The organism is Agrilactobacillus composti DSM 18527 = JCM 14202 (assembly GCF_001436375.1).
GTDB classification, from domain to species: domain Bacteria; phylum Bacillota; class Bacilli; order Lactobacillales; family Lactobacillaceae; genus Agrilactobacillus; species Agrilactobacillus composti.
Genome location: NZ_AZGA01000024.1, coordinates 14,915 through 39,305 on the forward strand (window position 1 = coordinate 14,915; position 24,391 = coordinate 39,305).

The following is a 24,391-nucleotide window of genomic DNA, read 5'->3' on the forward strand; positions in this document are numbered from 1 at the left end:
ATCGCATAAGGAGGCGGAAAACATGTTAAGTATTCAGCACCGCAGCAAAAAATTTGGGGACCTGCAGGCGCTAGACGACATCAGTTTTGATGTGGTGCCCGGGGAAATCACCGGACTCATCGGCCAAAACGGGGCCGGCAAGTCCACCACCTTTCACAGTATTTTGAATTTCCTGGATTATGACGGCCAAATCCGTTGGCACGGCCAGCCCGTGGACGAAACAGTTTTCGATACCATTGGCTATCTCCCAGAAGAACGCAGTTTAATGCCCAAGTTGACCATTGAGCAACAAATCGTGTATCTGGCCCGCCTGAAGGACAAAAAGGCCAAGGACATTCGGCCGCAAATTGACCCTTGGCTGAAACATTTTGAAGTCAAAGGCCAAAAAGTCGATAAAATCAAAAGTCTGTCCAAAGGGAACAAGCAAAAAGTTCAACTCATCTGTACCATGATCCACAAGCCCAAGTTGCTCATTTTAGACGAACCCTTCAGTGGGTTGGATCCGGTGAACATGGATATTTTAAAACAAGCCATTTTAGGGGCGAAGGATCAAGGTGCGGCCATTATTTTTTCCAGCCATGATATGGCCAATGTGGAAAGCGTTTGCGACAATTTAGTGATGCTGCGCAATGGCCAAGCCATCTTAAATGGTACTTTAGATGACGTGCGGAATCAATTTGGCAAAAACCAAATCCACATCACCGGTCCTTGGAGCGTCCAAGAATTAGCAGCCTTGCCCCATGTGACTCAAGTGTTGACCCCCCGGCCCCGGCAATTTGTCTTGCACTTGGACGATCCCGGTGCTGGTCCGGCCATTTTTGAAACGCTGACCCAGGGCAAATACATCGAAGCCTTCGTCCAACAAGCCCCAACTTTGGATGAGATTTTCCGCATGGAAGTAGGTGCTGGCCATGAATAAACTATGGATCGTCACCGCCGAAACTTACCTACGCCAAGTAAAAACCTGGAGTTTCTTGATTTTGATTGTATCGCCATTTATTCTCTTGGTGATTTCTGGCGGTGCCGGCTATTTAGCCGGCAGCAGTACTGCCAATCAGGATAAAATCGCTGTGGTCAGCCAACAACAACCGCTGCGCCAACAGGTCATCCGGCAAAATAAAGACGATGTGAATCAAAAAATCACCACCCAAAAAGCCGCGGAAAAAGCGGTAAAATCTGAAGACATAGCAGGTTATCTGGTCCTGAGCCAAAGCGGTCAGCAGGTCAAAGCTGTTTACCATAGTACCCGCAACATGGCTGATACTTTGAAAAATCAAGTCCAAGCCAGTTTGAGCCAGTACCAACAGGCTTTAAATCTTAGTGAGGCTAAACTTACACCGCAGCAGTCTCAGGCGCTGCAGCAACAGCCTATTTTCAGACAACAGCTCAAAGAAAAGCAAAAAAATGTTAGTATGGCAAAAATGTTCTCCTTTTGGATCATGGCCTTCTTGGCTTATATGATCTTGACCACCTATGCCTCCATCACTGCTCAAGAAATCGCGTCGGAAAAGGGCACCAAAATCATGGAAATCATCTTTTCCAGTACCACTGCCCGGAAATATTTCTTTGGGAAAATTCTAGGGGTTCTACTGGTAATCCTCACTCAAATCGCTATTTATTTAGGCGGTGGCGCACTATGTTATATTTTGGCGCAACATTTGTCCTTTAGTCGCGAAATCATAGCAGATAACCGAACATTGATTGATGGTGTCCTGAATAACTTGGTCAATATCAACTTGCTCTATCTACTGCTAGGCGTCGTTTTGTTCACCGTGCTGTCGGCCTTCAGTGGGGCCTTGGTGGCCAAAGTCGAAGATGCCTCTAAAGCGGCTACGCCAGCGGTTTACTTGAATTTGGTTGCTTTCTTCTCAACCTTCCCATTTCAAGGCAATGCCCATTCAATCGTGGTGACCATCTTGTCTTATGTCCCATTCTTCTCCTCGTATTTCATGCCGTTCCGCATGATCAATTACACCGTCAGTCCCGTGGAAATCACCATTTCCCTGTTGATCTTAGTGGTCACCATCATTGGGTCCGCCACTTACATTGGCAGCATCTACGAAGGCTTAATGTTACAAACCGATGATTCCAGCTTCTTCAAACGCTTTAAGCGGGGCTTGTCTTACCGGAAACAACGGACATAATACTAGTTATAAATGATTTTAATAAGACCCCACCGCCGCATTGTTATACGGTAGAGGGGTCTTATTTTGGGTTAAACGTCTAATTGCTGTGTACTGGCTATTAGGATTGCTAAGATTAAATTGATTTGATCATACATGGTATTGATATCTGGTTCTGTTTCAGCAGCGCCAAGTTGACATAAAGCCAGTGGCATGGCAATAAAAGAGATGGTGGGCCAACCAGCCTGAAATAAGGGCTGACCTTCGCCAAAGTAAGCTGTTTTACGGGCCTTAAGTAAAAAATATTGGCCAACGGGATTGATTTCAGTTAAACATTGTTCAACTAGGGTTTTATTTTTGGCATTCGAAATGTAGATAAACATGGGATCATCAGGGCTTTTCAATTTCAAAGCATTTTGTTTTAAATCATCCTCATATTCAGCACCACCGAGATGTTCAATGGTCAAGCCAAGAACTTTTTGAATGGCAATATTGTGCTTGGTTTCGTAAGCCTCAAAGTCTCGCAGTAATCTAGAAGTCGCCTGGCGGTTTGCTAGGCCACTTTGCGGAATTTGAAAATGACCGCTCACAAATCCAAAGACAAGGGTCTGCTTAAACTTCAAGTCATGATTCTTGATGGCTTGAAGTAGGGTCAATAAAGCGATGGCCCCGTTTTCTTCAAGGTCATTAGGGCCATCGGTATGACTGTTGATGAAAATCTGTTGTTCAGGCTGCTGACCTTCAACCACCACCACAAAGGACTCAGTTGGGACATCCCTTTGATAACTGCCAGTAATTGTTAAGCCAACGGTCGTTGCTTGTGCACTAATTGTTTGTAGCTTATCCAGTTGCTGTTCGTGCACCCAAATGGCGGGGATGTCCAAGTAAGCATTGGTAAAGGGTAAAATCTCATTTTTGGCCAACCCTGTACTGATATGCTGCCAAACTAAGATAACCCCAATTGCCCCACTGGCTTTAGCGGCTTGAATTTTACTGATGGCTAAAGTTGCGCCCACTAAAGGATGCCGCATATTACGAGTTAGCTTGGCTTGTTTTGGATAGTGGGCCATTTGTCCCACTAAAAAGAACGTCGGCAACATTAAATCGCGAACCTTAATAACGGCAATTTTGCCCTTCATCTCGGCATCATTTTTGCCATGATAAAACCTAAGTTGTCCGGTGACACCATTTTTATCAGTAATACCTGAGTAGGGTACTGGGCCTAAATTGGAAATAGGACTGCCCGTAGCTTCGTCTAGGAGGTGGTGACTATCTTGAAGACAGCGTTTGATTTTAAAGGGAAATCGTATGCTTGAAAAGCCAAGTTCATTTATTTGATCCTGTAAAAATTGAATGAATCTATGATGTGCATCAGTTGCGGTTAACCGCGGCCCAATCTCTTTGAGTTTTGCCTGCCACGCAGCCAAACTTGCTTGATCAATATCCATAGTTTATCACCTGTTCTTAAAATTTTGCGGCATAATTATTAGCACAATATACTCGGCCATTAGTTAAAATACAAGCTAGAAAATCTTGAATGGTCTTTATTGAAACGACTGACATGTTTCAAAGTGGATCAACGCAAACGTGAGTATTTTTAAAAATAGTGAAGTCACCGGAATTATTTAGCCTAGGTATAAAAAAGCGCGGCTCATTGAACCACACTGTATTTTTGCAATAGACCACTTTGGCTAGCAAAACATTAGCAATTTATCATTTGTTTTATCACAGCGCCTAAGCGTTTAATACCTGTTTCAATTTGGTCATCACACATATTTGAATAATTTAAGCGAAAGTTGCCAGGATCGCCTTGATCCTCATAGAACGGTTCTCCCGGCACGAAGGCCACATTGTTTTTGATACATTCAGCAAACAGTGCCTGGGTATCCTTAATCGCTGGGATTTCTACCCAAATGAACATGCCACCTTCAGGCTGACTGCACTTAACATGGCTTGGGAAATATTTATGAATGGCGTTCATCATCAATCGTTCACGTTTTTGATATAGTTTACAAATTGATTGGATATGGCGATTGATATCAAACATTGCAACGTATTTAGCCACAATATATTGCGATAAGTTATCAGTATGTAAATCAGCTGACTGTTTCATCATCGTATACTTACTAAGTAATTTGGTCTCGGTTACGATCCAGCCTAAACGCATGCCTGGCGCCAAGATCTTTGAAAATGTACCCATGTAAATAACATGTCCGGATTTGTCAAAAGACTTAATTGATGGCAAACTGTTTCCCGCAAAACGAACAGCACCATAGGGATTATCTTCAAGGACCATTACATCGTACTTCTCCGCTAGTTCAGCAACCTTTTGGCGTCTTGCTAAACTCATTGTTCGACCGGTGGGATTTTGAAAATTAGGAATCGTATAAATAAGTTTTGCGCTAGGATTATCAATTAACGCCTGCTCCAGCTCAGCCATCTTCATACCAGCATCATCCATATTCACCCCAGCAAAGTGGGCACCATATGATTTAAAAACATCAACCGCACAAAGATAGGTGGGTCTTTCAACGATGACTGTATCACCCTTGTCCAGAAAATTCTTCCCAGTTAAATCAAGCGTTTGTTGAGACCCAGTGGCAACCATAATATGGTTGGCATCGGTATGGATACCCGCAAGCTTAACGCGGTCAACAATAACATTCCGTAATTCTTGAATACCCTGGGATGAACCATATTGCAGGGCATCTCGACCTTTTTCCTGAAGGACCTGCGCAGTCGCTTGGGCAATCTGCGTCACGGGAAATAGTTCCGGTGCTGGCAGCCCACCGGCAAACGAAATAATGCCAGGTTTCCCAGCAATTTTTAGGATATCCCCAACAGGATCAACATCTGATTTCGGAACACGACTTGAAAAATGATAATTCATAAAGTATCCTCCTTTGCGCTTATATAACTATGAGATAAAAGCATATTTCATTAGCTTTTATTAAATTGAAAGAATTAGTATTTAGATATGGCGAATAACGATTAAACCTGCAAGTGTGAAGACAGATGTAAAAGTGCTCAGAAATAAAGTTGAAGCCATTTCCTGTTCGGCAATTTTATATTGACTGGCAAAAATAGTAGCAATAGCTGCTGTGGGAATACTTAACGATACCAGGGCCATATTGGTGATATGCGGATTTGTGTTAAACAGCAACATCACTCTGAATATGACACTGGGCAAAATAATATTCTTGATGGCCGTATTGATCCAAACGGGCGTTGAAAATTTAGGCCGTCTTTGAAATAAGATAATACCGGACGCAAACAGTGCCAGCCCACCAGTAGCTGATCCAAGCACCGTAAAGCAGTTTTGCCATTCAATTGGCAGATAAACGCCATTTATTGACAGTATAAAGGCCAGTAACGAGGCCCACACAATAGCTGGTTTAAAAATAGAGATGACATTTTTAAAAAAACTATTCCGTTGTGTCTTGGTTGCTGTCGAAAGGATCATTACCGAAATGGGCAATTGGATCGTACTTAAGATTAAACTACCAATGCCAATTAAAAGTGAACGCTCTTTTGGGAATAACGCGCCTAAAATTACTGGTCCAACAAATGGAATGGCCGGCCCAGAAATGGTTAAAGCCCTTAGTGCCGCCAGCCTAAGATTGGTTTTAAATAAATAATGCGCACTTAAGAAAAACACGAGGTAACCACCGACCATACCACTGAAAATCCAAAAAGTTACAGATACATTTTGTAATATTTCAGTGCGCTTAGTTGAAATAATACCGCCAAATAAACTTAAAGGGAGGGTATATTTCATAATTACTTTATTAAGTAGCGCTGCATCCGGCTCAGCAAAGTCTCTTTTAAAGCCGGCGAAATAACCAACTAACAAAGTGATAACAATTGGCAACAAGGAACTAATCAAAATCTTGGCCATCTTAAGCCCCCTAACTAATAGTAGTGCACCATCAAATATCAGATGTAGTTGATTGAATTGCCAGGTGCTGATCATTAGTTGAGCGGCTGCTAAATTGAGATTACAAAAAATCGATCCATTGCAGAATGCGTTCCCTTATTTAAGGGATGGTCTAGTTCTGTGAAGCCATATTTGTGATAAGTATGAATCGCCGCTTTTAGATTATGGTGTGTTTCTAGATAAACTTTTTTGTAACCAGCCCCCTTGGCAAAGCTAATGGCGGCATCAAGTAGTTGGTAGCTCAAATGATGGCCGCGAGCAGACTGGATTAAATATAATTTTTGCAATTCAGCAACTTGATTTGTCATATCATATTCAGCAATGCCGTTGCCACCCAGAAGAACGCCATTATCAGATTTAGCCACAAAATATTGACGTTTAGAACTTGCTTGATAGAAACTACTTAAATCAGAAAGCTCAGGATCAAAATAAGCTGTGCCTGGAATGTCTAATTGATAGGCTTTTAATGCTTGGCGAACGATATGCGTCAAAGCTACATTATCGCTATTTTGAATTGGTTGAATTTGAATCATTTATTCACCTCCAATTTACATAAGTTTCACTAATGGCAGAAAGGGTGACGTTACCACTTAGCAGGATTTTCTGGCGTTGAACATAGTACTAACATAATTCTTTGCCATTATTAAAAACCCTTGATAATTTAATTCGATAAATTACATAACAGTAATAAGTCTTATTGATTTGTAATTTAAGGCCACTATATGCCAAACTATTAAATAAGTAAAACAAATATTGATAATAGATACATTAGACATTCTAATGTATACGCTACAACATAACTTATACATGCGATAAGAAAATCGTTTTTTTTTGGATATTTTAGCGAATAACAATTTAGATTGGCTTTTGAAAGACACGTCCCATTGACTGAGCTACTAAACAAGTAAAATGGGGTAAGGGGTAATGGTATCAAGAAATCTAAGAACCATGAGCATACTTGCAGGTAGCTAGTCCCTCGGTTTGTTAAAAAATGGTATAAAAATAGGGCCCAGCAACTGTCTGAACAGCTGTCAGGTCCTATTTTTCAGCGATAAAATAAACAAATAATCCCACCGACAATCAATAATGATAACGTGACTAGCATCAACACCGGGGTAAACAAAGGCAGCAGGCTGGCCAGTAAAAGAATAGCTGGACCAAGTAGGGTCTTATGGAAACGCCGGGTTACTTTTAGGCGCCAAGCCTCCCGCAGTAGCGTCAGCAATAAGACCGCCAAGCCCACAAAGTAGCCCAGATAAATGAGCCGACCTAGGAGATTGAAGGTGGCCGATAGCCAAGTTAGTTGCACCGGCCCCAGGGTGGCGGCGATACTGCCCAGGGGTGCCACAATCGAACCGATGCCCAAAATCAGGGCGATCACGCCTAAAACTAGACTTAAATAATGCCAGATAAAACGTTGTAATCCCACCATGATCCTCACCTCGTCAGCAAACGGGTTCAAGTTCCTAACTTTATTTTATCCATAAGTTGGTAATGATGACAGCAATTAGGCTCAGATTAACACGATAGCAACATTTTATTAGTACTTCATAAACATTTCCCGGGCATAATAGAATCATGGTCAAGGCAAGCCATAAGGAGGTACATCATGGCAGTCAAACAGATTCATTCGATCCTGCTCAGCATCGTAGGGGGTATCGCTTTTGGCTTAGTCATGTGCTTAACCTTAAAGCCAGAAATTAACGCCTTGTTGCAACATATTGTATTTCGAGGGATGACCCAAATCGCGGATTGGCTCACCAAGCTGATCTAACCAGACAACTCAAGGAGGACTGCATCATGACAGACAAAAATTATCGCTTGAAGACAACTAATCACAATGGCGAACCAACCGTCAATCAAAAAATTGGTGGCACCATCAAAGCCGGCAATGATAAAATTGCCAAAACGCTATTCGGTGCCAACGCAAAAATTGAAAAGGGCGTTGTGGGCACTTATAAGAAAATCGAGTCAGCCTTTGTGGACAAGTTCTTAGAAGAAGTGCCGGATGAAGTCAGTCAAGCTAAACCAGCCCAAGACAAAACAACTAAGCCAGTGGATAAACCAACAGAACAACCATAAATAAAGCAATTCGCGCCAGCCGTCGGTAAAATTTACCGGCGTTTTTATTTACCCCGAGATATAGTCTTCCTTGACACTCTTTTCATACCAGGTCACCGCCGATGAACGGCGATATTCAGCGGGGCTCAGTTTATTCAGAGCTTTAAAATTACGATTGAAGGTGCGCTGATTGGCATAGCCCACGTTAAAGGCAATTTGGGTGATGGGGTCATCGGTATTTTTCAACAACTGCCGGGCCTTAGAGATTCGGAAACGATTCAGATATTGGGTGTAGGCCATTCCCATAACTTGCTGAAATAATTTAGATAAATAAACATAATCATATTCCATGACTTGAGAAATTTGTTTCAGCGTACAAGTTTCCATATAATGGGCATTAATGTAATCTAAAATATTGTGGACAATATTTAACCGAGATGAGGTTTTTCTGGGGGTAAAGGCGGTTTGTTCCACCAGGCGATCACATAGGCCGTAAAGTAGGCTCTTAATGCCAAAAATGGTGGCGGTCCGGTCAAAATTAAGGGCTTGATTATAAAAGACAATGGAATTTTCCGGCACTAAATTCTGATACTGTTCATTAAAAGCCCCAATAATTTCTGGGGAGAAAAGGACAATTGTTACCTTGGTATTGGGCGCCATCTCAAAACTGTGCATTTGATTGGGAAAGACCATGGCAAACTGCCGGGCGTTGACCCGGTAGGTTTGTTCTTCAATTTGCAGGTGTAATTGCCCCTGTTGGATCAAGATGAGTTCGTAGGCCCGGTGGAGATGGACGGGGAAGTTGAAGTTTGTGAGTTCAAAGTGTTTAAAAATCGGTGAATTCTCTAAGCCGAAATGCTGAAATAAGACCATCTTTTAAATCCCCCCTTTGAAATTACCACAATTATTGTCCATTGAATGACAAATTGCAATCTATCATATTCATTGTAAGCGCTGTATTATAAATATACCAAATTGAAAGGAGATTGCCACATTGACGACCTATCATGTCATGAAAAATGGCGCTGATACCAATCCCGGCACGGCCACAGCCCCATTTTTGACCATTAATCAAGCCGCCCAAATTGCTCAAGCTGGCGATGAGATCCTTGTTCATCAAGGGGTTTATCGGGAATGGGTCAACCCAAAATTCGGTGGTCAAAGTCCGGCCAAAATGATCACGTACCGGGTTCAGCCTGGGGAGCAGGTGGTCATTAAAGGTTCTGAAGTTATTGCGGACTGGCAGTTGGTTGAACCCGGGGTTTGGCAAGCCACCATTCAAAATGTCTTGTTTGGCCAATTCAATCCCTTTGCCACTAAATTAGCTGGGGATTGGTTGGAACAGCCCCAAGGCCGCCATATTGGTGCGGTTTATTACAATGGTCGGGCCTTATATGAGGCCAGTGACTATGGTGAAATGCTGGCGGGTAATGCGCCGGCGGCACCAGTGGATTATATTACCCAAAAAGCCGTTGCCGACCCTGACGCCGATTTTAGAAGTCATCGCTGGTTTGCCCAAGTTGCACAGACGGAAACCAAGCTGTTCATCAATTGTCATGACCTGGATCCTAACCAAGCCCTGGTGGAAGTCAATGTGCGCCAATTCTGCTTTTACCCCACGCAAAAGGGCCTGAACTATATTCGGGTCAGCGGTTTTGAAATGGCCCAAGCAGCCACCAACTGGGCCCCACCCACAGCTACGCAAGAGGGGCTCCTGGGGGTGAATTGGGCTAAAGGCTGGGTCATTGACCACAATGATTTACACGACGCCAAGTGCAGTGCCATCAGTCTGGGGTCCACCCCCATGGCTCAGGAAAATCAGTTTTCCAAGCGCCATGATAAGCCCGGGTACCAATATCAAATTGAAACCCTATTTGCCGCCTACAAAGCCGGCTGGGACAAAGCCCATATCGGCAGCCATCACATTCACCACAACTATATCCACGATTGCGGCCAAGCCGGGATCATTGGCTTTTTAGGGGGCGCTTTTAGCGAAATTGCCGATAATCATATTGCCAATATTGGCACCCGTTGCGAATTCGGGGGCTGGGAGATCGCCGGCTTAAAGCTCCACGGGCCCATTGATACCATTATTCGCCATAATTTCATTGAGCACTGTACCCTGGGGATTTGGCTGGATTGGCAAACCCAAGGCACCCGGCTCACCCAAAATGTACTCAGCGACAACCTCCGGGACCTACTATCAGAAGTCAACCACGGGCCCTTTTTAGTGGACCATAATGTCTTCTTATCCCCGGTGGCTATCCATGAATATGCCCAGGGTGGGGCCTTTGTCCACAATTTGATCACCGGTAGCATTGCCATTCAAAGTGTGTTAAACCGCACCACGCCTTATCATGTCCCCCACAGTACCGCTATTTTAGGTTATGCCTGCATTTACGGGGGTGATGACCGTTATTACAATAATATTTTTGCCCCGCGAAAGGGCTATGAACCCACCGGCACCCAGATGTATAACGGCAGTCCCCAGGATATGACCGCCTTTATTCAAGCTGTCACGCTACGGCTACCTGGGGATGTGGAGTTATTTGAGACGGTGCGCCAACCGGCTTATATCAATGGCAATGCTTATTTTAAAGGCACTTTACCCTATGCTGATGAAGTTCTAGCGCTAGTGGCCAACACGAAGACCCTGGGGCTGAAAGTCCAGCGCAGTGCCACGGCCATCAGCTTGACCTTAAAGGTCCCAGCGGCCCTAGTGGCCTTCAAAGTCCCCCAACAAAGTACGGCTACCTTAGGCCACGTTCGCTTAGCTGGGGCGGCGTTTGACAACCCCGACGGCAGTCCAATTGTTTTAAATGAAGATTTCTTTGGTGAAAAAACCCCTGGTGATCAGCGGTTAGCCGGCCCCTTTGCTCATTTAAAAGTAGGGGATAACGTACTGGATTTGTTTGATTTGTAAAGGGAGGTAATCAAGATGCAGATGATTTCTGGACAAGCTAATGATGGGATGGCACTGAATTTAAATAACACGCAACTTAAGATTTGTGACGCCTTTGTGGCGTTAAATGATCAGTATCCGGTGGATATGATTTCCATTCAGCAATTATGTAAGCGGATACCCATCGCCCGAACCACCTTTTACCGTTATTTTAATAATATTTGTGAAGTTGAGACTCTGGTGGCAGCCACCAGCTTGCAACAATTGCAGGCCTTAATGCAGGTTCTAATGACCGAAAATGACGACAAAACCGCCTTATTAGCCCAAGTTCGCGCGCTTTTTGCCCGGAACTGGGCGGCTTGGCAATTACAATTGGTCACTCGCCGCGACAGCGATTATTATCTGAAGTTAGAGACCTTGATCAAAGGGGAAGTGGCCCAACATAGTCTCACCAGCAATTTGCATGCGGAATTTATTGGGTCAGTGATCGTGAGCTTCTTGGCGGGGGTGTTGACCCGCAAATTTGTCCTGAGTACCAGTAGTCTGGGGGAATTGATCCAATCCATCGACCAACTGTCCCGGCTTAAATAAAATAAAAAAACGGTCGATGCTACACAAATTGGTCAGGGTGTAGTTTGCTAGTTATTAGGAAGCGGTTACAATGATGCTGGTTGATAAGTTAAACCAACCATTGCGATGGCATTGCTTACTTTTAAACAAACGCAACTAAAATGCATTTAGTTACGACCACAAAAGAAAAAGGTGAAAATAATGTCAAAAAGTACCGAAAACGAAGTTGTTTGGCAAGATACGATTCAAGACGACCAACAACCAAAGGCACCCATTAAAATTGGGCTGGCCACTGGCTTAGGGGCCCTGCTGTGGTTAGGCCCATACTTAGGGGTCAATGCCGTCTTACTACCAGCCAAAGTCCAACAAGTTGCCCCAAGCGACAAGGCCCAGATCGTGGCCCTCTTAGCCTCGGCAGCCATGATCGTGGCCACCTTAGCCAATATCATCATCGGGGGCTTATCAGATTTGATCCGCTCCAGATGGGGGCGCCGGACACCGTGGATCATTGCCGGGTCCGTTGGGGGCTTAGTCACCTTACTGTGGTTTAACGCCGCTAGTTCCGTGATCATGATGGTGGTTTCCTGGTGTTTTTACCAAGTCTTTCTAAACGCCATTGTGGCGCCACTGCTGGCCTTCTTACAAGACCGGGTGGCCCCAAAACACCGGGGCACCATTTCTTCCATTTATGCCTTTGGTTACGTTATCGGGCAATACGGTGGTCAAGTTTTAGGGGCCCAGTTCTTAAGTACCGTGGGCACCGGGATCATCGTCATGGGTGTGTTAACGCTTTTTGCCGGCCCATTAGCCGCCGTCATTGTCCGGGAACCATCCAGTAAAGCCATGCCTAAGAAACACTTTACCTTTGACATGTTCGTTCAAAACTTCGTCTTCCCAATTCATCACGCCCGGGATTTCTACTTGGCCTTATTCGGGAAAATGATGATCAACACCGCCACAACAGCCATTATGGGTTATCAGTTATATATTTTAAGCGATTATATTAAGTTAAATACCAGCGGCCAGCAAAAATATGTGTCCATCATTTCAACCTTAATGATGATAACGGCCATTGTCATGTCCATCACCGCCGGCCCAATTTCCGATAAAATCAAGAGTCGGAAAATCCCCGTGTTCACCGCTGCTTTGTTAGTGGCCATTGGGGTTGCCATGCCAGCCTTCTCCAACGCCCCTTGGACCATGATCGTCTATGGGTTAGTCGCTGGTTTAGGGATGGGGATTTTCTTCTCCGTGGACCAAGCTTTGAACCTGGAAGTCTTGCCAGATCCCAACACTGCTGCCAAAGATTTGGGGATTTTGAACTTAGCTAACACCGGTTCCCAAATTTTAGGCCCCATCGTGGCCGCAGCCATCGTGACCGCTGCCCATGGTAGTTACTATGGCATCTTCCCAGTCTGTGCTGCCTTAGCCTTAGTGGGTGGCATCCTAGTCTTGATGATCAAGAAAGTGAAATAAGCAATTGTGACCTAAATATTATATAGAGGTGAATCTAATGACTGCAACACAAATCGAAAGTACTCAAGCGGTTCAATTAAAGGCCAGTCCTTTAAAAGAGACCACGACCACGTTACACAATAACCTGGAAATTGGCACTGAAAAACGCCAAGAAATCTGGGGGTTCGGCCATACCTTTAATGAACTGGGCGCCGTTGCCTTGGAAAATTTACCCGAAGCCAAACGCCATGAAGTTTTAGATGACTTATTTAAACCCGGTGTGGGTGAAAACTATACCCTGTGCCGCATCCCCGTTGGCGCCAGCGATTATGCCTTGAGCTGGTATTCCTTGGATGAGACCCCCGATGATTATGACTTAAAGGACTTTTCCATTGAACGGGATCGGAAACATCTCATTCCTTATATCAAAGCTGCCCAACAACGCAACCCCAACATTCAGTTCTCCGCTTCCCCATGGAGTCCCCCAACTTGGATGAAATCCCATCCTGTTTATAACTATGGTATTTTAAAACATGACCCTAAGGTGCAACAAGCCTATGCGGATTATTTCGTGAAATTCATTCAAGCTTATGAAGCTGAGGACATTCATATCAGCCAATTGTTCCCGCAAAATGAACCCCAACGGGATCAAAAATTCCCATCTTGTTACTGGACCGGCGAAGAATTGCGGGACTTTATCAAATTATACTTAGGCCCAACTTTCAAAAAAGCTGGCTTAGACACAGAAATTTGGTTAGGCACTATCAACTCACCATTGGAAGATACAGAAATGACCAAAGATGAGACCACGGATTATCCCGTGATCACCGAAACAGTTTTAGCTGACCCCGAGGCCTATCAATATATTAAAGGGGTAACTTACCAATGGGCTGGGAAAATGGTCTTACAACGCACCGTCCAGGCTTTCCCAGAATTAGGTTATTTACAATCCGAAAGCGAATGCGGCAATGGCGACAACACTTGGACTTATGCCGAATATGTCTTCAACTTGTTCCGGCATTACTTCAGCAACGGCGTCAACGGCTACTTATATTGGAACAGTGTCCTACAAGGGGGCTCCAGTACTTGGGGTTGGCTGCAAAACAGCATGATCTCCGTGGACGCGGACAAGGGCGAAGCCACCTTGAACCCAGAATATTATGTGATGCGCCATTATGCCCATTACATTCAACCTGGGGCCCACTTATTGACTTATGGTGGCCACGCCGCCGGGGAAGCGACGGCTTATGAGAATCCTGATGGCAGTGTGGTTGCCGTCATGTCTAATGGCATGAACCACGCCCGGGATATCTCAATCGCCGTTAAAGGCAAGAACTACCAAGCTACCGTGCAAGCTCATTCTTTCAGTACGTTTGTTTTTGATTGAGTAAACGTGCCGGCCCCATGACAGCCTGCATGTAGCTCGCCATTTGGATCATTGTAACAAAGTATCACGCTCAAAATGACAGCGATTCGCTGCATTAATTGTTGTCAGAAGTCGGGGGGAGAGGCGCAATAAGCCGCTCCCCCCGTTTTAATACCCTGGCAAAATGTGCCAATTTAATAAACGAGGAGGCGATCTTCGTGATGGCCAACCAAACTGGACGGGGTGGATTACATCAGCATAATTTAAGCCAAGTCCTGCAACAAATATTCAACAACCAACCCATTTCCCGGGTCGAAATTGCCCACCGGTTAAACCTGAATAAATCAACGGTGTCTGCCCTTTATAACGAGCTGGACCAGCAGGGCTATATCCATGAAATTGGCGCGGGCAGCTCCACCAGTGCCGGGGGCCGCAAACCCATGTTGGTGAAAATCAACGGGCGCTATGGTTATACCATCAGCTTTGATTTGGGCTTTCGCCATCTCCACGTCATCGCCAACTACTTGGATGGCCGTATTATTTTTCAAGGTCGGATTCAACTGCAGCAGCATGACCTACAAGAAGTGCTACATCGCATTAATGACCAAATTGACCGCTCACTGGCAGCCGATACCACCCAGCAAGGCCTATTGGGGATTGGTTTTTCGATCCATGGGGTAGTGGCCCACAACCAAATTATCAACTCGCCCTTTATTGATATGGGCAAGCTAGATTTAGCCGATTATTATCAGCAACGTTACCATATTCCCGTGTTATTGGAAAATGAAGCCAACCTCGTGGCTATTTATCAGCGGGATTTTGGCCAAGCCACCAATGAAGCTAATATTTTGGCCATTAGTATCCACCGGGGCATTGGGGCGGGAATTATTTTAGACGGCCAGCTTTACCGGGGCCGTCATGGTCAAGCGGGGGAAATTGGCCGTTCGTTAATGTTCACCCACGATACCGATGACCAGCAGTATCGGAAAGTGGAGGATTTTTGTTCGGAAGACGCCATCATTGAACAAGTCCAGCACCAAACTAACCGGGCAAATTTGGATCGGCGGACGTTGGTGCAATTGAACCAGGCCGGGGATGCCATCGTCCAGGCCAGCCTTAATAAATTCAGCCGTTCCATTGCCAAGGTCATCTACAACGTGGCCATTAGTCTGGCCCCCACGGCGATTTACTTGAGCTCCCCTTTAATTGAGGCCATCCCTGAACTGTTGACAGCCATTTTAGCGGAAATTAAAGCACTGGGCCTGCAAACCCCCATTCAATTAACAACCCCGGCTAACCTAGCGCCTTTGTTGGGCTGCTGTGCCCTGGTGACCCATGAAGTTTTAAACTTACAAGATTACGAGTTGTCTTTTACGGATCTAGTTAATTGATAGCTGAGCGCCGTCAAGAACCGCCCTAATGGGCCATTCTTGGCGGTGCTTTTTTTGTAAAGACTAGCCAAAATAACATTAGTACAATCATTTTCACCCCGGTTTGAAAAACACTGACTTAATAAATGTAATCGGTTACAGTACGATGTACTTGTAAGTTAAGTAAACAAACAAAAAGGAGCTCGATGAATATGGCAGATAGCTGGTTAGGTTTAGATAAAAAAGTTGTAATTGTAACAGGTGGATCTTCAGGTATTGGGGCAGCCATTGTCCATGAATTGTTACAACAAAACGTCTACGTTTATGACGCTGATTTGCAACCCAGTGAAGAAGACAATGACAATTTGACTTACCTGAAGACTGACGTGACTTCAGAAGTTGATGTGCAACGCATTGTAGATCAAGCCATTGCCGATCATGGCGTTATTGATGGCTTGGTGAATAACGCCGGTATCAATATGCCCCGGTTGTTAGTGGACGCCAAAGATCCCAAATGCAAATATGAACTCAAAGAAAACGAATTTGATAAGATGTTTAGTGTCAACGTCAAGAGTGTCTTCTTAATGAGCCAGACCGTGGCCCGGCAAATGGCTAAACAGCATTACGGGGTCATTGTCAATATGTCCTCTGAAGCTGGCTTGGAAGGTTCCCAAGGCCAAAGTCCTTATTCCGCAACGAAAGGCGCCATCAACGGCTTTACCCGTTCTTGGGCCAAGGAATTAGGTGAATTTAACATTCGCGTGGTTGGTGTGGCCCCTGGTATCATGGAAGCAACGGGTTTGCGCACAATTTCTTACGAAGAGGCATTGGCCTATTCCAGACATAAGACCGTTCAACAGGTTCGGGCCGGCTATAAGAGCACCACGACAACGCCTTTGGGGAGAAGTGGTAAACTGAGTGAGGTCGCAGATTTAGTGGCTTACTACTTGTCTGATCGGTCAAGTTATATTACCGGTGTGACCACTAACGTCGCCGGAGGTAAATCACGAGGTTAGGACTGATGGTATGGAAGAACAAAATTATCGTTTAATGAAGGCCTTTATCACCAATGATTCCTTAAGCATGACTGAATTAACGGCTCAGTTTCATGTCTCTAATCGAACCATGTTAAAGCGAATCCAGGATTTGAATGATGATTTACAACAGATTGCGGAAGTCAGAAGTAATCAACAAAACTTTTATTTGAAAGTTGACGACTTTGCGCAACTCACGAAGTTGCAAACGGGCTATCTTAAACGCCAATTAGATTTCAATGATCCCCAAAAGCGCCAGGCCTTTATCTTACAACGCTTGATTAAATCGCCAACTTATATCATCCTAGATGATTTGGCCGAAGAATTAACCGTAAGCAAAGGCACGCTGAATAAGGATATTAAAATACTCAAGAAAGTCTTGCCCAATTATCAAGCTGATATTGTGGCGATTACGAATAAGGGCATTAAACTCACCGTTGCCCACGACTATAATTATGGTTTACTATTAACCCAGTTGATTTTTGACTATTATCCTGGCGAAGCACCGGCCATGAGTGCCGCCCAAAGGACCCAGCTGAATCAAATCCTGGGGGACTTAGATGAAGCCAGTCACACCACGGCATTGATCAACAATAACCTTGCCGCTTTAGCCGAGTTGCAGGGAGCTGATCATCGCCTAGAAGGGACGATTCCCCATTATCAGACATTGTTGCCAAGGGCTAAACTAGCGCCCCTGGTGGCCTTGGTCAATGAGGTGTTAGCAGTTCAGTTAACCCCCACAGAAATCGACTTTCTCTGTTATCCCTTGAATTTGAAGGTCTTGCCGGCAACCGACGATGAGTTGTTGCAACAACGCCTGCAATGGGTCCATCAACTGTATCAGCAAATTCAAACTACCGTCATGGGGACCATCGATATTGACTTGAACTTTGAGCATGTATTTGACCAAATTCGCTATCACTTATTGTTCATGATTAACCGGCTTATTTTCAAAGTGACATCTGACTCGATTTTAAGTGATGAAGTCATTGAGAAATTCCCGGTGGCCTTAGAGTTGGCCATGTCCACGGCTAAAGCCTTGGAAGCTCAAATTGGGGCGGCGGTGCCGGATACCGAAGTGAACTATTTGGCGATTTATTACCAGATGGAAATTGAAGACGCCCGCTTAGATCCTAAGCGCAAAGTGGCGATTGTGGGTGAAGTGAGTCGCAGCATCAAGAAATTGATCACCCATCAAGTGGGGGAGATGTTCCAAGATGCCATTGGGGTTGATACTTTCAGTACGGAAGCCGCCTTGAAGCAATCCCAGTTTCATTATTTAATTATCTTCTCCAACTGGCCCATTGATCAAACTGACATCCCCTATTCGGTGCCGATTGTCCGCATCAACAGCGTGTTCCGGACCCAGGAATTAATTAGCCGCATCAACGTGTCCTTTGTGGCGGATTTGATTCATAAAAAACTATGCGATTTTCGCATCGTGCAAATCCCCCAGAAATTGGATTATTTTAAGGGGAGTGAATGGCTGATCCAACAAGAAATCGAATTGGGCCAAGTCAATGAATCCTTTGTGGATCGTTGGTATAAGCGGGAGCAAAAGAAGTTAAATATTTACGAAAATGGCGTGGCCATTCCCCATGTTATCGATGATTCCGGGGCACCCCGGGTGTTATTGACCATCGGCTATTATGAACGGGAAATCACGTATGCCAAGCGAAAAGTTCAACTGGTTTTCTTGATTGGGATTCCTCAAAAAGTGGATGGGCAATTAAGCAAGGCCCTGTCGCAAGTTTATGATTTTATTTTCTCAGTGTCCCAGAATCAAAGAATATATCATAACCTGTTGCATTTTGATAACAAACGGCCATTGGCACAGATTGTGGAGGGGATTTAGATGTTAGTTTTAGGCTTAGCTTTAGTTGGGGCTTTCTTAATTCAAAGCGCCCTAGGATTTTTTCAGATTAAGAATTTTTCAAAAAATTATAGTGAATTAAGACACCAGGGGCGGGTCTTGATTGGGAAGAACCCCAAGCGGTTTCAATCCGGGACGCTCTTCTTGATTTCGATTACCGCGGATGGCTTAATTCAAGAAGCTAGAATTATGAAAGGGATTACAATTTTTGCTAAGTTTAAAACTATCCCTAGCCTCGCAGGTCAATATTTACTCGTGGTGGCTGCCGACTATACCCAGCTACAACGCATGGATCGCCTGACCCGGGGCTGTTTACTCAATGCTTATAAGAATTATGTGGAATTTAGAAATGGCAAGTTAGCTGATAGTGCTTATGACACCTCGGTGAATGTCTTTTCCATGCCAATGTTTGTGAAAATCAAAGACTTGGGTGAACAATTCTTTAGCTATTGGCACCAACGGACGGATCAAAAACGGTTAGAAAAATGGAGATGAGTTAAATAATGCAATATATTACTGGTTTTGCCTCATGGTTTATGAACTTATTCCAAACTGGTGGGAAGACATTTATCAGTTGGATGTCCTCAATTGTGCCCGTGGTTTTACTCCTGTTGGTCTTAATGAATGCCATTATTGCCTTTTTGGGTGAAGATCGGATGAATAAATTAGCCCACGCTTCTTCTAGAAATGTGGTCACCCGGTATTTGATCTTGCCGTTTCTGTCGGCCTTTATGCTGGGGAACCCCATGTGTTACACCTTGGCCCGCTTCTTGCCCGAATACTATAAACCCAGTTATTACGCTGCTCAAGCCCAATTTTGTCACACCAGTAATGGGATTTTTCCCCACATCAACCCCGGGGAGTTATTCATTTGGCTAGGGGTGGCGCAAGGTATTCAAAAATTAGGGCTGAATACCATGGATTTAGCCATTCGCTATATGTTTGTGGGGTTAGTGATGAACTTTATCGGCGGTTGGGTGACGGACTTCACCACCGCTTATGTTTGTAAGAGTAGTGGCATCAAATTATCCAAAGAAGTCAAATTGACCAACAAACCGGCTGAATCAGACGAAAAAGCGACGGCATAAGGAGGGAACGAGCATGGCTTGGAAAAGCGTACGTATCGAGAAGGGCTCTGGCGGCTGGGGTGGCCCGTTGTTCATCACCCCCACAGCTCAAAAACATAAATTTATTTATGTCACCGGGGGCAATCGCCCTAAGATCGTGGATAAAATTGAAAAAATTACTGGCATGAAGGCCATCGACGGCTTTAAAACCTCGATTCCTGAAAATGAAACTGCCCTGGCTATTGTGGATTGTGGCGGGACCTTGCGCTGTGGCCTTTATCCAAAAAAGGGTATCTTAACAGTTAATGTGATGCCCACGGGTAAAAGTGGGCCGCTACAACAATACATCACCCCAGAACTTTACGTGTCGGCCGTGGGTGAGAAGCAGGTTTCTGAAGTCAGTGACAATGCTGCTGCAACGGCGGCCAGTTCGCCAGCAGCAAGCGCTGATCCAGAAGTTGCTGATGCCGATGAGGCCAAATTTGATACCACCAAACCGATTACCCAACAGCCTAACAAGCAAAACTTTATCGCCAAGATTGGGATTGGCGCCGGGAAGGTCGTGGCTACCTTTAACCAGGCCGCCAAAGAAGCCGTTAAAACCGTGATCAATACCATTATTCCTTTTATGGCCTTTGTAGCATTGCTAATTGGGATCATTCAAGGCTCAGGTATTGGCAAGGCCTTTGCGAAAATCATGGTGCCCTTAGCTGGTAATGTGTGGGGCTTAATGATCCTGGGCTTTATCTGTTCTTTACCATTCCTATCCCCATTGTTGGGACCGGGCGCGGTTATTGGCCAAATCATTGGCACACTTATTGGGGTGGAAATTGGCAAGGGTCATATCTCCCCACAATTTGCCCTCCCAGCACTATTTGCCATCAATACGCAAAACGGGGCTGATTTCATCCCCGTGGGCTTAGGCTTAGAAGAAGCCGAAGCCAAGACTGTTGAAGTGGGGGTACCCTCGGTGCTGTATTCCAGATTTATCAACGGCGCACCCCGGGTATTTGTGGCCTGGCTAGCTAGCTTTGGCCTATATCCCGGTAAATAATCTCATTTAAATCTAAACTAACGAAGGTGGTCCATATGACACAACAAACTGATCAACAAACGATTTTCGAAACAACCGTCGTGGAAATTGGCGGCGAAGCGGAAGGCTTTAAAGATATCAATATGGCAATTTTATTCGGGGATGAAGCCCCAGAAGCCTTGCGGTCCTCTTGTTATATTATCAAGGTAAATCCGGTAAGGGATGCCATCAAGCCGGGGATGACCCTGTCTGTTGATGATAAAACTTACCAAATTACCGCAATAGGCAACGAAGCGCAAAAGAATTTGGAAAACTTAGGCCACGTGGCTGTGAATTTCACCGGAGATCAAACCCCTGAATTAGCCGGTTCGGTTTATGTAGAGGCTAAAGCTTATCCAGAGATCAAAGTAGGTTCGAGAATTGCGATTGGTTAGACATAAGGTATCTTAAATTAACCCTAAGCTGTTATGGCGGGGTTATTTTTGTGCATGGAAATGCGTAGTGCGTCGTCATAGATCGTTTGGCGTTTCATTTTGAATGGCGGTATGCTATAATTCAATTTAGAAAATGTATAATCATGTTTACACCAAATCTCTCAACTACGCCTAGGACTAAGTTGAGGGGTTTTTGTGAGCACAAAACAACCGTTTTACTTTTCATTTAAAATCAAGATATGCTATAATAACTTACAGAAGATGAATCAACATAGTGACACCAAATCCCCCAACTACGGGCAGTAAGTTGAGGGATTTTTTTGCACTTATATCTCAAGCGGGTGGATTAGATTGTCGCCTAAAGAATACTACTTGCGGCGTTTGCGAGCTAACCACTCGGAGAATAACGCGCTAAGAAGCGCCACCGCAAGGGGTTCGAGAAGATGAATTAACATAACAGACACCTCCAATCTATCGCAAGATTGGTTAGGCGACTCAATGATTATACCGTATTGATATGGCGTTTGCCTAACAATAAAATTTTAACTTGATCCTCAAAAAAGGCTTGCACTTTTTAACCATAAGCGGTAAAGTAATCATAAATAATCGTGCACGATTGAATGGAGGACAAGTCATTTGATTCCAGAAGAAATGAAATTAGCAAATCAATTATGCTTTTCGGTCTATAATGCCAATAGATTATTTATCCAATTCTATCAAAAGGCCTTAAAGCCCTTTGATTTAACTTATACCCAATACATTGTGCTACTAGCACTGTGGGAACAAGATCATCAAAATTTACATGACCTGGGGGCCAAATTAGATTTTGGCAGCAATACCTTGACCCCCTTATTGCGGCGCTTAGAAACCGCCGGCTGGCTGGTGCGGCTACAACCTGCCGCTGACCGGCGCCAATTGGTGGTTGAACTCACTGACAAAGGCAAGGCCAGTCAAGGGCCGATTTTTGAAGCCATCAAAGCCTGTGTGGGCCAAGATCAATTAGATGTGAGCCAGTATAAAGAAGCCCTTAAAATCAATGATGCGTTGATTGCAGATTTAAAAACAGCCGTGGGATGAGGATCATCCCCTTTATTTGCCACTAATAATCGCGCACGACCGAAAAAACATTTTATCCAAAAAGGAGTTTTTCAACATGACAATTTATGATTACGAAGTTACCAGCGAAACCGGCGTCAACTATGCTTTGGCCAAATATCAGGGCCATCCCATGATCATCGTTAATACCGCCACCAAGTGTGGGTTCGCGCCCCAATTTAAACAATTAGAAGCATTATATCAAACGTACAAGGATCAGGGCTTAGTGGTTTTAGGCTTTCCCTCCAATCAATTTCACCAGGAAATCGCCGATAGCCAAGACGCTGCCGCCGCTTGTCGCATGACGTATGGTGTCAGCTTTCCCATGCACGCCATCCATGATGTGAACGGCCAGGATGCTTTGCCATTGTTTACTTACTTAGAAAAGACCATGCCCGGCCACTTTGGCAGCCGTATCAAATGGAATTTTACCAAATTCTTAGTGGACGCCCAGGGTAATGTGGTGAAACGCTATGCCCCTGAAACCAATCCCTTGAAAATGAAACCCATGATCGAATCTGTCTTGTCAGTCCAAAAGTGAGGTGCGTGCCATGCAAAAAGTGAGAAAAGCGCCATTTAAAATAGCCTTTCTAAATCGCCAGCGCCAAGTTTCCCTGGCGGAAAAAATCAATGTGCTCCGGGCTAGCGTCATGGGGGCCAACGACGGGATTTTATCCATCGCCGGTATCGTCATCGGCGTGGCTGGGGCCACCAGCAACAGCTATGCCATCTTTTTAGCGGGGATTGCGGGGATGTTGGCCGGCACGGTATCCATGGCCATGGGGGAATACGTGTCGGTGAACGCCCAGCGGGACACGGAACGCCGGGCGGTTCAGGCCGAAACGCAGCGTTTAGCCACCGATTATGACGCCGAAGTGGCTCACATCGCCCAACAATATGTGCAAACCGGCATTAAACCCGAACTGGCTCAAAAAGCCGCTCAAGAAATGATGACCAAAGATGCTTTGAGCACCGGGGTCCGGGAACGCTACGGCTTTGATGCCAAGGACCACACCAATCCCATTTCTGCGGCCCTGGCATCCATGGTGGCCTTTCCTTTGGGCTCGATTTTACCCCTAGTAGCCATCACCTTGTTCCCAGGCAATATTCGCCTGCTGGCCACGGTGGCCGCCGTGATCATCGCCTTGGCCTTCACCGGATACGCCGCCGCGGCACTGGGCAAGGCCAACCGCTTCAAAGCCGTACTGCGCAATGTGATTTCCGGGTCTTTAACCATGTTGATGACTTATTTGATCGGTAGCTTGTTTGCTAGATAGGAGGACGCCATTATGTTAAATATGTTACCCCATAAGAAAACGGCCATGACCATCCAAGAACGATCCAACACCTTGCGGGCCGGGGTGCTGGGGGCCAACGATGGTATCCTCACGGTGGTGGGCGTGTTATTTTCCGTGGCTGTGGCCACAACCAATGAATTTACGATTTTCATTGCCGGCTTAGCGGACCTATTAGCCTGTGCCTTTTCCATGGCCGCTGGGGAATACGCTTCAGTGAGCTCCCAAAAAGACACTGAAAAAGCCGTCGTTGCCCAAGAACGGGCGTTATTGCAAACCGATTATCAAGGCCAATTAGCGGCGGTCATCGCTTATTACGTACATAAGGGTGTTTCCAAAGCCACGGCCACGGAAATCGCCACGGACTTAATGGTTAAGAAACCTTTGGCCACCGTGGTCCAGGTCAAACACGACTTGACCTTGAATCACTATATGAATCCTTGGTCGGCAGCCTTTTCTTCCATGTTTTCTGCCGCCAGTGGGGGAATTTTTCCCTTGGCCGCCATGACCCTGTTGCCCGCTGGTCTCAAATGGCCGGGCACGATTTTAGCCGTGGCGCTTTCCGTGGCCCTCACCGGTTTCTTGAGCGCCAAAGTCGGCCGGGGCCTGGTGAAAAATGCCATTGCCCGCAGTGTCATCGTGGGGATCATCACCATGGTCATCCATTATGCCATTGGCTTAGCTTTATAAAACATCTATTAAAAAATCCTTAGCCCGGGTTGAAGTGCAATAGAAAAGTTAGACAAGTTTCAATTTAGTTCAAGCTACCATGGCTT

Annotated in this window: 25 protein-coding genes; 19 read left to right on the forward strand and 6 right to left on the reverse strand. The window is 45.1% G+C overall.

What is annotated here, in order from left to right; translation table 11 throughout:
* The first annotated feature begins 22 nt into the window (after positions 1-22).
* The gene (locus FC83_RS06415; RefSeq protein WP_035454913.1) at positions 23-919 is read left to right on the forward strand and encodes an ABC transporter ATP-binding protein; all 897 of its coding nucleotides are present in this window, start codon (positions 23-25) and stop codon (positions 917-919) included.
* Positions 912-2,144, forward strand: a complete 1,233-nt coding sequence (locus FC83_RS06420; RefSeq protein WP_035454910.1) for an ABC transporter permease — start codon at positions 912-914, stop codon at positions 2,142-2,144. Before FC83_RS06415 ends, FC83_RS06420 begins: the two co-directional genes overlap by 8 nt.
* 71 nt (positions 2,145-2,215) lie before the next feature.
* On the opposite strand, the gene FC83_RS06425 is transcribed toward FC83_RS06420, so the two are convergent.
* From FC83_RS06425 to FC83_RS06445, 5 genes are all read right to left on the reverse strand, one after another.
* On the reverse strand, positions 2,216-3,571 hold the full coding sequence (locus FC83_RS06425) for a PA domain-containing protein (RefSeq protein WP_057002546.1): 1,356 nt from the start codon (positions 3,569-3,571) through the stop codon (positions 2,216-2,218).
* A gap of 254 nt (positions 3,572-3,825) precedes the next feature.
* Positions 3,826-5,013 (reverse strand): aminotransferase-like domain-containing protein, encoded by a 1,188-nt coding sequence (locus FC83_RS06430; RefSeq protein ID WP_035454906.1) that lies wholly within the window; start codon positions 5,011-5,013, stop codon positions 3,826-3,828.
* An 81-nt stretch (positions 5,014-5,094) separates the two neighbouring features.
* Entirely contained in the window at positions 5,095-6,021 is a 927-nt protein-coding gene (locus FC83_RS06435; RefSeq protein ID WP_035454903.1) for an AEC family transporter, read from the reverse strand.
* An 89-nt stretch (positions 6,022-6,110) separates the two neighbouring features.
* Positions 6,111-6,593, reverse strand: a complete 483-nt coding sequence (locus FC83_RS06440) for a GNAT family N-acetyltransferase (RefSeq protein WP_035454900.1) — start codon at positions 6,591-6,593, stop codon at positions 6,111-6,113.
* A gap of 512 nt (positions 6,594-7,105) precedes the next feature.
* On the reverse strand, positions 7,106-7,492 hold the full coding sequence (locus FC83_RS06445) for a hypothetical protein (protein ID WP_057002547.1): 387 nt from the start codon (positions 7,490-7,492) through the stop codon (positions 7,106-7,108).
* Between the two features lie 177 nt (positions 7,493-7,669).
* Between FC83_RS06445 and FC83_RS17035 the strand changes: the two genes are divergently transcribed.
* Positions 7,670-7,834 carry a hypothetical protein gene (locus tag FC83_RS17035; protein ID WP_156405573.1) on the forward strand — a complete coding sequence of 55 codons (165 nt, stop codon included), beginning with the start codon at positions 7,670-7,672 and terminating at the stop codon, positions 7,832-7,834.
* A gap of 26 nt (positions 7,835-7,860) precedes the next feature.
* Complete coding sequence (locus FC83_RS06450; protein WP_035454898.1) at positions 7,861-8,142, forward strand: hypothetical protein; 282 nt, start codon at positions 7,861-7,863, stop codon at positions 8,140-8,142.
* A gap of 48 nt (positions 8,143-8,190) precedes the next feature.
* Here FC83_RS06450 and FC83_RS06455 read toward each other — a convergent pair whose 3' ends face one another.
* Positions 8,191-8,994 carry a helix-turn-helix transcriptional regulator gene (locus FC83_RS06455; protein ID WP_035454895.1) on the reverse strand — a complete coding sequence of 268 codons (804 nt, stop codon included), beginning with the start codon at positions 8,992-8,994 and terminating at the stop codon, positions 8,191-8,193.
* Positions 8,995-9,115: 121 nt separating this feature from the next.
* Here FC83_RS06455 and FC83_RS06460 point away from each other — a divergent pair, with 121 nt between their 5' ends.
* The 15 genes from FC83_RS06460 (at position 9,116) to FC83_RS06530 (ending at position 24,305) form a co-directional block, all read left to right on the forward strand.
* Positions 9,116-11,044, forward strand: coding sequence for a right-handed parallel beta-helix repeat-containing protein (locus tag FC83_RS06460; RefSeq protein ID WP_057002548.1), 1,929 nt, complete (start codon positions 9,116-9,118; stop codon positions 11,042-11,044).
* 15 nt (positions 11,045-11,059) lie between these two features.
* Positions 11,060-11,614 carry a TetR/AcrR family transcriptional regulator gene (locus FC83_RS06465; RefSeq protein ID WP_035454892.1) on the forward strand — a complete coding sequence of 185 codons (555 nt, stop codon included), beginning with the start codon at positions 11,060-11,062 and terminating at the stop codon, positions 11,612-11,614.
* A 180-nt stretch (positions 11,615-11,794) separates the two neighbouring features.
* On the forward strand, positions 11,795-13,069 hold the full coding sequence (locus tag FC83_RS06470; RefSeq protein WP_057002549.1) for an MFS transporter: 1,275 nt from the start codon (positions 11,795-11,797) through the stop codon (positions 13,067-13,069).
* A gap of 37 nt (positions 13,070-13,106) precedes the next feature.
* Positions 13,107-14,435: a glycoside hydrolase family 30 protein gene (locus FC83_RS06475; protein WP_035454890.1), complete on the forward strand. Its 1,329-nt coding sequence runs from the start codon at positions 13,107-13,109 to the stop codon at positions 14,433-14,435.
* A 200-nt stretch (positions 14,436-14,635) separates the two neighbouring features.
* Positions 14,636-15,805, forward strand: coding sequence for an ROK family transcriptional regulator (locus FC83_RS06480; RefSeq protein WP_057002550.1), 1,170 nt, complete (start codon positions 14,636-14,638; stop codon positions 15,803-15,805).
* 191 nt (positions 15,806-15,996) lie between these two features.
* Positions 15,997-16,800, forward strand: a complete 804-nt coding sequence (locus tag FC83_RS06485) for an SDR family oxidoreductase (RefSeq protein WP_035454888.1) — start codon at positions 15,997-15,999, stop codon at positions 16,798-16,800.
* 10 nt (positions 16,801-16,810) lie between these two features.
* Positions 16,811-18,673 carry a BglG family transcription antiterminator gene (locus tag FC83_RS06490; protein WP_057002551.1) on the forward strand — a complete coding sequence of 621 codons (1,863 nt, stop codon included), beginning with the start codon at positions 16,811-16,813 and terminating at the stop codon, positions 18,671-18,673.
* A complete protein-coding gene (locus FC83_RS06495) occupies positions 18,674-19,186 on the forward strand; it encodes a transcriptional regulator GutM (protein WP_035454885.1) in 513 nt (170 codons plus the stop codon).
* Positions 19,187-19,194: 8 nt separating this feature from the next.
* Positions 19,195-19,779: a PTS glucitol/sorbitol transporter subunit IIC gene (gene srlA, locus FC83_RS06500; protein ID WP_057002552.1), complete on the forward strand. Its 585-nt coding sequence runs from the start codon at positions 19,195-19,197 to the stop codon at positions 19,777-19,779.
* A gap of 13 nt (positions 19,780-19,792) precedes the next feature.
* The gene (gene srlE, locus FC83_RS06505; RefSeq protein ID WP_057002553.1) at positions 19,793-20,812 is read left to right on the forward strand and encodes a PTS glucitol/sorbitol transporter subunit IIB; all 1,020 of its coding nucleotides are present in this window, start codon (positions 19,793-19,795) and stop codon (positions 20,810-20,812) included.
* Between the two features lie 35 nt (positions 20,813-20,847).
* Positions 20,848-21,225 (forward strand): PTS glucitol/sorbitol transporter subunit IIA, encoded by a 378-nt coding sequence (locus FC83_RS06510; RefSeq protein ID WP_035454879.1) that lies wholly within the window; start codon positions 20,848-20,850, stop codon positions 21,223-21,225.
* A 639-nt stretch (positions 21,226-21,864) separates the two neighbouring features.
* Positions 21,865-22,302: a MarR family winged helix-turn-helix transcriptional regulator gene (locus tag FC83_RS06515; protein ID WP_152537773.1), complete on the forward strand. Its 438-nt coding sequence runs from the start codon at positions 21,865-21,867 to the stop codon at positions 22,300-22,302.
* Between the two features lie 76 nt (positions 22,303-22,378).
* On the forward strand, positions 22,379-22,861 hold the full coding sequence (locus FC83_RS06520) for a glutathione peroxidase (RefSeq protein WP_057002554.1): 483 nt from the start codon (positions 22,379-22,381) through the stop codon (positions 22,859-22,861).
* 10 nt (positions 22,862-22,871) lie between these two features.
* Positions 22,872-23,597: a VIT1/CCC1 transporter family protein gene (locus FC83_RS06525; RefSeq protein WP_052004909.1), complete on the forward strand. Its 726-nt coding sequence runs from the start codon at positions 22,872-22,874 to the stop codon at positions 23,595-23,597.
* Between the two features lie 12 nt (positions 23,598-23,609).
* Complete coding sequence (locus FC83_RS06530) at positions 23,610-24,305, forward strand: VIT1/CCC1 transporter family protein (protein ID WP_035454876.1); 696 nt, start codon at positions 23,610-23,612, stop codon at positions 24,303-24,305.
* Positions 24,306-24,391 lie beyond the last annotated feature (86 nt).